Raw genomic sequence first — 5,680 nt, 5'->3', positions numbered from 1 at the left:
TCGACTACCGCAGCCCTGCAGAAGCATTCGAACAGCTACTCTCGGACCCGAAACAACCACCCGTTGCAACGACCCCTTGAAACCGCCGATCGGCTACCGGACTGCCGGCAGAGCCGTGATGTGTTCGATTAGACCGGCCGCGTCAGCAGGCATCGCTTCGAAGATCCGATACAGAGTCTCGGATCGGTCAACAGGACCCACGGCCCAGCACCGCTTGCCGAGGCCGAAGGCAATCCCTGCTTCGATGTGCGCCGCTGCGCCAGCCGGAAGCACGAGAACGAAGTGCTCAGATGCTCGAAGCTCGGCGAGGTCTTGCTCGAAGAGCTTCCGCACCCCCATCGAGTCCAACGCAGCGTTATCTGCTCCCCCTGGAGCTGCCAGTGCTGCCGCGTCCTCGTCGTACTCAGTCCGAACGAAGGAGTAGGACGACACCCCGATGCTGTCTAACGCTTCCACGACGGTCAGGACCGCTGCTTGATTCCGCCAGCTGCCCGCGACGAAGAACTCGCTCATGATGCGACGCTAGACCACACCGCGCTCCTGCAACGTCCGGTGACCGATCGGCCAGCGGGACAGCCATGTGCCGCCGACGAGGATGCGTCAGTAGCCGCGGCGGTAGAGCGTTCGAAACACGAACACCCAGGCGACGAGGGCGGCCAACCCGACCCCACCGATCCACTTCTCGGTCGCGTCACCGGTGAACAGCAGCCAGAAGCACAGCGCGGTCAAGAAGCCGGTTCCGATCCCCATCGGGATCCGATACCTCGTCGTCCATGTTTTTGATGCGGGGTCGTCAGGCTCATCAATATCGCTCACGACGCGAGCGTAGTTCCGGCGTCGACAGGAAAGACGGCATCGGCTAACTCGTGCGGCTTCACGCCTCGACGAGTCCGTTGACCGATCGGCTTGCGGGCGCCGCCCTCGCCCGCATGACACGATGCCTGCTCCGCGAGAATGGAGTCATGCCCGTTTCCCTCCGCCCGTGGTCACGCAGCGATGCACCGGCGCTCCTCGCGGCCCGTTGGTCGAGCCCCGACCTGGACACGCAGTTCGCGGGAGCACACCTTTCAGACGAAGCGCAGGCCGCCGACTACGTCGGCGAAATCATGCCGTACAGCGACTCAGCAAAGAACTGGGCCATCGTCGAGGACGGCATCGCGGTCGGGAACGTCGGACTGTCCGCAATCGAAAGGCGGCATCAGACAGCTTGGGCGTACTACTGGCTGGCAGGAGGAGCTCGGGGACGTGGCTACGCATCGCAAGCGTTGCGAGCTGTCGCTGACTGGGGTTTCCACTCGGGGCTGTTTCGACTCGAACTCGGGCACCGCGTGCACAATCCCGCTTCGTGCCGAGTGGCCTCAGCAGCCGGCTTCCTGGCAGAAGGTATCGAACGCCAGAAGCTGCGCTACGGTGCTGAGCGCTTCGACGTCGAGACCCACGCGCGCCTCGCAAGCGACCCCTACCCGGCCGGAAGCGCTTTCGAGTTCCAGACCGCCGAATGAAGGCTCGACTATCGGGACGCGCTGGAGCGAGTTCCGTCGCAAGATGTGCGTGTGCGTGTGTTGACGATTCAGACAGCGACGATGGGTGTCTCCGCGGAGCAGGAGGCGAACTGGCCTCAGCTCGCAGCCGCTGCGGTGCTGGCATTGGAGGAGGGCCTCGAACCCGTGCCCGCGGTGTGGTTCAGGACCGATCAGGGTGCGAGTGGGTCGATTCCAGTTTCCAAGCTCACTCCCGTGACCTTCACTGATGACGAGGACCCTGCCCAATTCATCGGGACAGTGACGGCCTTCGGTGCCGACGCCGCTTCGGCGATCTGAACGCCGTCGGGCCGACCATCGGTTGTCGGACGATTGTGGCGGATAGCATCTCGCCGTGGGATCGATCAGACCTTTGCCTCGTGCCCTCGCCTAGCTCGTCACTATCGCTGCCGCACCGATGCTCGCCCTGGGGCTTCTGGACTTGGTCATCAACACGGGTCGAATCGGCTCATGGCTGCCGCTGATCGTGCTCATGCCCTGGTCTCTGTGCCTCGGCGTGTGGAGTCTCCGCAATCAGAGCAAGCGCTGATCGCTCGAACGAGTGCTAGTCCGTAAGTCGATGGCCTGTCGGACGCTCTCGGTTGCCTACGAGGGCAGCCTCCGAAGTGCGCCCGTCCTCATCACCTACAAAACGGCGTCCGCGGGGTGTACGTGTTCCTCGGCGAGCGTGATGACCCAGCCGGTGAAGCTTTTGGCGCCCTCCTCGAACATCGGATATCCCGCTCGATACGTGTGACCGTGCTGATCCGGCGCGGATGCGGCCTCCCACACGATCCGGGGCTCCGGTCGACGAGTGCGGGCGGTGCTGTAGAGCGCTTCCAGCGTCGCTGTTCCCGCAGCCGGTGCCCATCCCTGCAGCGTGTGCGTCAGGCTGACGTAGACCGCGTCGATGGAAACGACAAGCCCCGAGATCGCGGCGGTCCTGCGTTCACTACCGACCTGCGCATAGCGATCGAAGACCCACTCGATGTCGTCCAGCTCGGTGCCGTAGAAACCCAGAGCCGGCCGGCTCGCGAGTCGCTCCGGCCGATCCCCGACCGCAAGCACGTCGCCCTCTTCCGCCAACTCGGAGTCGGTGCACAACACGCGAAGCATCTGCCCACCATGCACCACGAGGGGATCGGCCAGCGGACTCAGGCCAAATAGCTCTCCAGAACACGCACTGCGGCGGCGGGTGTCCGCTCCGGGACGAGCGGGCGCATATGCCGCCCGTGGATGAACTGGAGGCCAGCAACGATCGTCCATGCGCGTAAGAGCTCGTCATCGAGGGACAGCGACGCCGCCTGTTCGGTGTAGCCGCGGATTAGCGCGGCGGCGAGCTGGTTGGGGATGCCGGTGTGTCCGAGATCCATGAGGCCAATGAAGACGGCTCGACCTGCGTCGAGCCCGACAGGCGCGATGGAGGCGCTCTCCCAGTCCAAGACGACCCCCGGACGATCATCGTCCTCGGAGTCGAGGTAGTTGCCGCTCCCGGGATCACCATGCGTGATCACCAGCCGCTCAACGCCGCTGATTGTGTCGATCGCGCGTTCTATTTCGTTCGCCAGCGAGGGATCAAGAAGTGATCCGACGACATTCAGGCGGGCACTGTGGTCTGCCGCGAAGTCGTCCGATCCGATGCGTGGAAACGGGCACGAATCTGCGCTGACATCCAGCAGGCACGCCAGGTCTCGGCCCAACCGCCCCCACCCCGCGGGGGTGACGGCGCGCACGCCCTTCTCCCGAGTCATGACAAGGAAGGGGCGTCCAGCTCCAGTCACGCCAGACGCCACAACTCGCGGAACACGCACCTTCGTCCCGGCGAGGAAGTCGAGGGCGACACGCTCGTCCTCGAGCTGGCCGTGCGTGTCCTCCACCTTCACGACGACGTCTTGACTACCGACCACACCGAAGCGGGTGTCATTTTTTGTCCCGCCGTGTGCGCGCTCTCCGAGCTGAACCACTCGACCATCACCCAGCGTCAGAGAGTTCATCGACCCAGGCTAAACGCGACCGAAGGTGCGACACGGTCGCTGTCCCAGAAGGTGATCGACTAACGGGCAGGGCCGCCAGGTGCGGAGCGGAGAGCTGTGAGGTCGCGCATCCACGCCACTTCCCGCTCGAGCTGACCGGTTTCGGCAAAGAGGCGTACTTGCTGCGTGCCGGACAGCACGGCAGCGAGTTCGCCCCGGTCTGCCGGACCGAATCCGAGTTTCTGCCAGAAGGGCCCCGATCGGCGTGAGAAGAGCCACGCCCGCGTCGCGCCCGAGCTAGCTGCTTCTTCGAGGGCGAATCTCGCGAGACGGGTGCCGGCACCAGCGGCGCGCAGTGTGCTCGAGACTGCGACGCTCCGGATCAAGACGTCTGCACCATCAGTGCTGGCTTCGTACCCGGTGCTGCCGACGATTTTGCCATCGTGGTCGCGCTCGACCCACACTCGGACGGCGGTCGAGTCGAGCCCAGCGATAGTGAGGTCAGCTTCGCTGAGGAACGCGCGGAGCTCCTGGACATCGTCGTTCGTCACCGGCGAGTAGGTCATACCTCATGCTCTCGCACCACGCCGCCCGGTCAAGGATCGGCTGGCGGACAAGCGGACACATCAGGCTGCGAACCGCAGTATCCAAGACCGTGGTTGGTGGGGGTCTCAGATGTTAACGCGGCATATCCAGATTGAAGAGCGATGTACACGAGACTTTTCGCCAATCACCGTGTGACCGGCGGCGCGGCTGGCGGTGAGTCGACGTTCTCGCCGCCGTCGCTATCGTCGATGACACTCAGGCAACGAAGGAGGACTCGTGATGAGCACGCACTCCGCGCTGCGGCGCGCACGACAGGTGGTCGCGGCCACGATGAACCCGGAGATCCCGGCGGACCGGTTTGACTGGGTCGGGCCCGACGGAGTTGTCGACCGCGAGATGCTGTCGGGGACCACGAAGGCGATCGAGCTGCTCCTCACCGACCAGGCTGTCCTCCACGTCGGACGGATCAGCAATCTGCAGATCGAAGCGAACAAACGCCAAGAACTATCGAACGCGATCGTGCGCACTGCGTTCGAGCGGTTGTCGGCCCGGCGCAGCATCAGCGAGGAGACGTTGAACGCTGCGCTCGCGATGTTCGTCGAGGATGTCGCGCTTGTCCGCCGCGACGCGGTCGACGCCGGTGTGCTCGTCCGCTCGCCGGACGGTGCGGTCTACGCCCTCGCGGCGATGTGAGACATAGTTCGTTCGGGCCCGGCGACGTACGACATGGGGCGACACGAAACGAACCGACACATGAGGTGGTGCTGAGTATCGACGTTCCGTCTCGGTAGCCGATCTTGCTCCCGAGACATCCTTCCTAAAATGGTGTTCGAGAGGCAAATTGGTCTCAGGACATCGCGCGATGCTCGTTGACCCGCGAGACGTGCGGTGAGAGGCTCGCCCGATGCGAGGGAGTGAGCGTGCGCTGATCCTCCGACCGACCACGCCCGACGACTTCCCCGAGGTGCAAGCCCTGTTCCGTGATCCGGCGTTCGAGGGATGGGGTGGCCCTGGGTTCCGGTCCGACTCGCAGCTCCGAGAGAAGTACCTGGGCACTCGTCTCCCGGACGTCGAGTGCTTCCTGATCGAAGTCGACGACCGAGTGGCCGGCTTCACTCAATTGTACGCCGACGGGTCGGGCGTCGGCATGGACCTCATTCTGCTCCCCGCGGAGCGCGGCAAGGGCCTCGGTCGACAGGTGGTCGAGGTCGTGCTCGAGCGGGTCCGGGCGCGCGGCAGGACCCACTTCGTGGTCGACCCGTCGCCCGAGGACAGCGATGCGGTGGCGTTCTGGCACGCTGTTGGCTTCCGCGGCCAAGGCCTACTCGTGCACCACCTCGATGACACGGGCGAGTCCTCGGCGGATTGAGTGTTTCGAGGGATGCCCGCGAGCAACGGAGCCACGCCGTCGGACCACAGCAGGGCGTCGCTAGCGTGCGCAGAACAAAAGACGAAGACCCGTCTCGATAGCCGATGGCGGTTTCAAGGGGTCGTTGCAACGGGCGGTTGTTTCGGGTCCGAGAGTAGCTGTTCGAATGCTTCTGCCGGGCTGCGGTAGTCGAGGGTCTTGCGGGGGCGGCCGTTGAGTTCAGCAGCGACTTCGAGGAGCCGTTCCGGGCTGTGGACGCTGAGGTCGGTGGA

At 64.6% G+C, this 5,680-nt stretch carries 8 protein-coding genes and 1 pseudogene; 3 read left to right on the top strand and 6 right to left on the bottom strand.

The window, feature by feature from the left end; translation table 11 throughout:
- Positions 1-93: 93 nt before the first annotated feature.
- Positions 94-513, bottom strand: coding sequence for a hypothetical protein (locus tag EDF33_RS19900; protein ID WP_132100986.1), 420 nt, complete (start codon positions 511-513; stop codon positions 94-96).
- An 87-nt stretch (positions 514-600) separates the two neighbouring features.
- Positions 601-750, bottom strand: a complete 150-nt coding sequence (locus tag EDF33_RS20335) for a hypothetical protein (protein WP_165918895.1) — start codon at positions 748-750, stop codon at positions 601-603.
- Positions 751-962: 212 nt separating this feature from the next.
- On the opposite strand from EDF33_RS20335, the gene EDF33_RS19895 reads away from it, so the two are divergent.
- On the top strand, positions 963-1,502 hold the full coding sequence (locus tag EDF33_RS19895; RefSeq protein WP_132100985.1) for a GNAT family N-acetyltransferase: 540 nt from the start codon (positions 963-965) through the stop codon (positions 1,500-1,502).
- A 663-nt stretch (positions 1,503-2,165) separates the two neighbouring features.
- Here EDF33_RS19895 and EDF33_RS19890 read toward each other — a convergent pair.
- Genes EDF33_RS19890 through EDF33_RS19880 form a run of 3 tightly spaced genes read right to left on the bottom strand, consistent with a single transcriptional unit; the run spans position 2,166 to position 4,059 of the window.
- Entirely contained in the window at positions 2,166-2,636 is a 471-nt protein-coding gene (locus tag EDF33_RS19890) for a hypothetical protein (protein ID WP_132100984.1), read from the bottom strand.
- A gap of 38 nt (positions 2,637-2,674) precedes the next feature.
- Positions 2,675-3,514, bottom strand: coding sequence for an aminoglycoside phosphotransferase family protein (locus EDF33_RS19885; RefSeq protein ID WP_132100983.1), 840 nt, complete (start codon positions 3,512-3,514; stop codon positions 2,675-2,677).
- Between the two features lie 59 nt (positions 3,515-3,573).
- Positions 3,574-4,059 carry a GNAT family N-acetyltransferase gene (locus EDF33_RS19880; protein WP_132100982.1) on the bottom strand — a complete coding sequence of 162 codons (486 nt, stop codon included), beginning with the start codon at positions 4,057-4,059 and terminating at the stop codon, positions 3,574-3,576.
- Positions 4,060-4,369: 310 nt separating this feature from the next.
- Between EDF33_RS19880 and EDF33_RS19875 the strand changes: the two genes are divergently transcribed.
- Together EDF33_RS19875 and EDF33_RS19870 are read left to right on the top strand one after the other, a co-directional pair.
- Entirely contained in the window at positions 4,370-4,732 is a 363-nt protein-coding gene (locus tag EDF33_RS19875; protein ID WP_165918894.1) for a DUF2087 domain-containing protein, read from the top strand.
- Between the two features lie 211 nt (positions 4,733-4,943).
- A complete protein-coding gene (locus tag EDF33_RS19870; protein WP_132100980.1) occupies positions 4,944-5,408 on the top strand; it encodes a GNAT family N-acetyltransferase in 465 nt (154 codons plus the stop codon).
- A gap of 113 nt (positions 5,409-5,521) precedes the next feature.
- Here the strand turns inward: EDF33_RS19870 and EDF33_RS20640 are convergent.
- Positions 5,522-5,680 (bottom strand): annotated as a pseudogene (locus tag EDF33_RS20640) (IS30 family transposase); the annotation flags it as partial.

Source organism: Curtobacterium sp. PhB146, assembly GCF_004342995.1.
GTDB lineage: Bacteria > Actinomycetota > Actinomycetes > Actinomycetales > Microbacteriaceae > Curtobacterium.
Note: the sequence above shows the minus strand (reverse complement) of the source record. Positions and strands in the feature narration are given on the sequence as shown.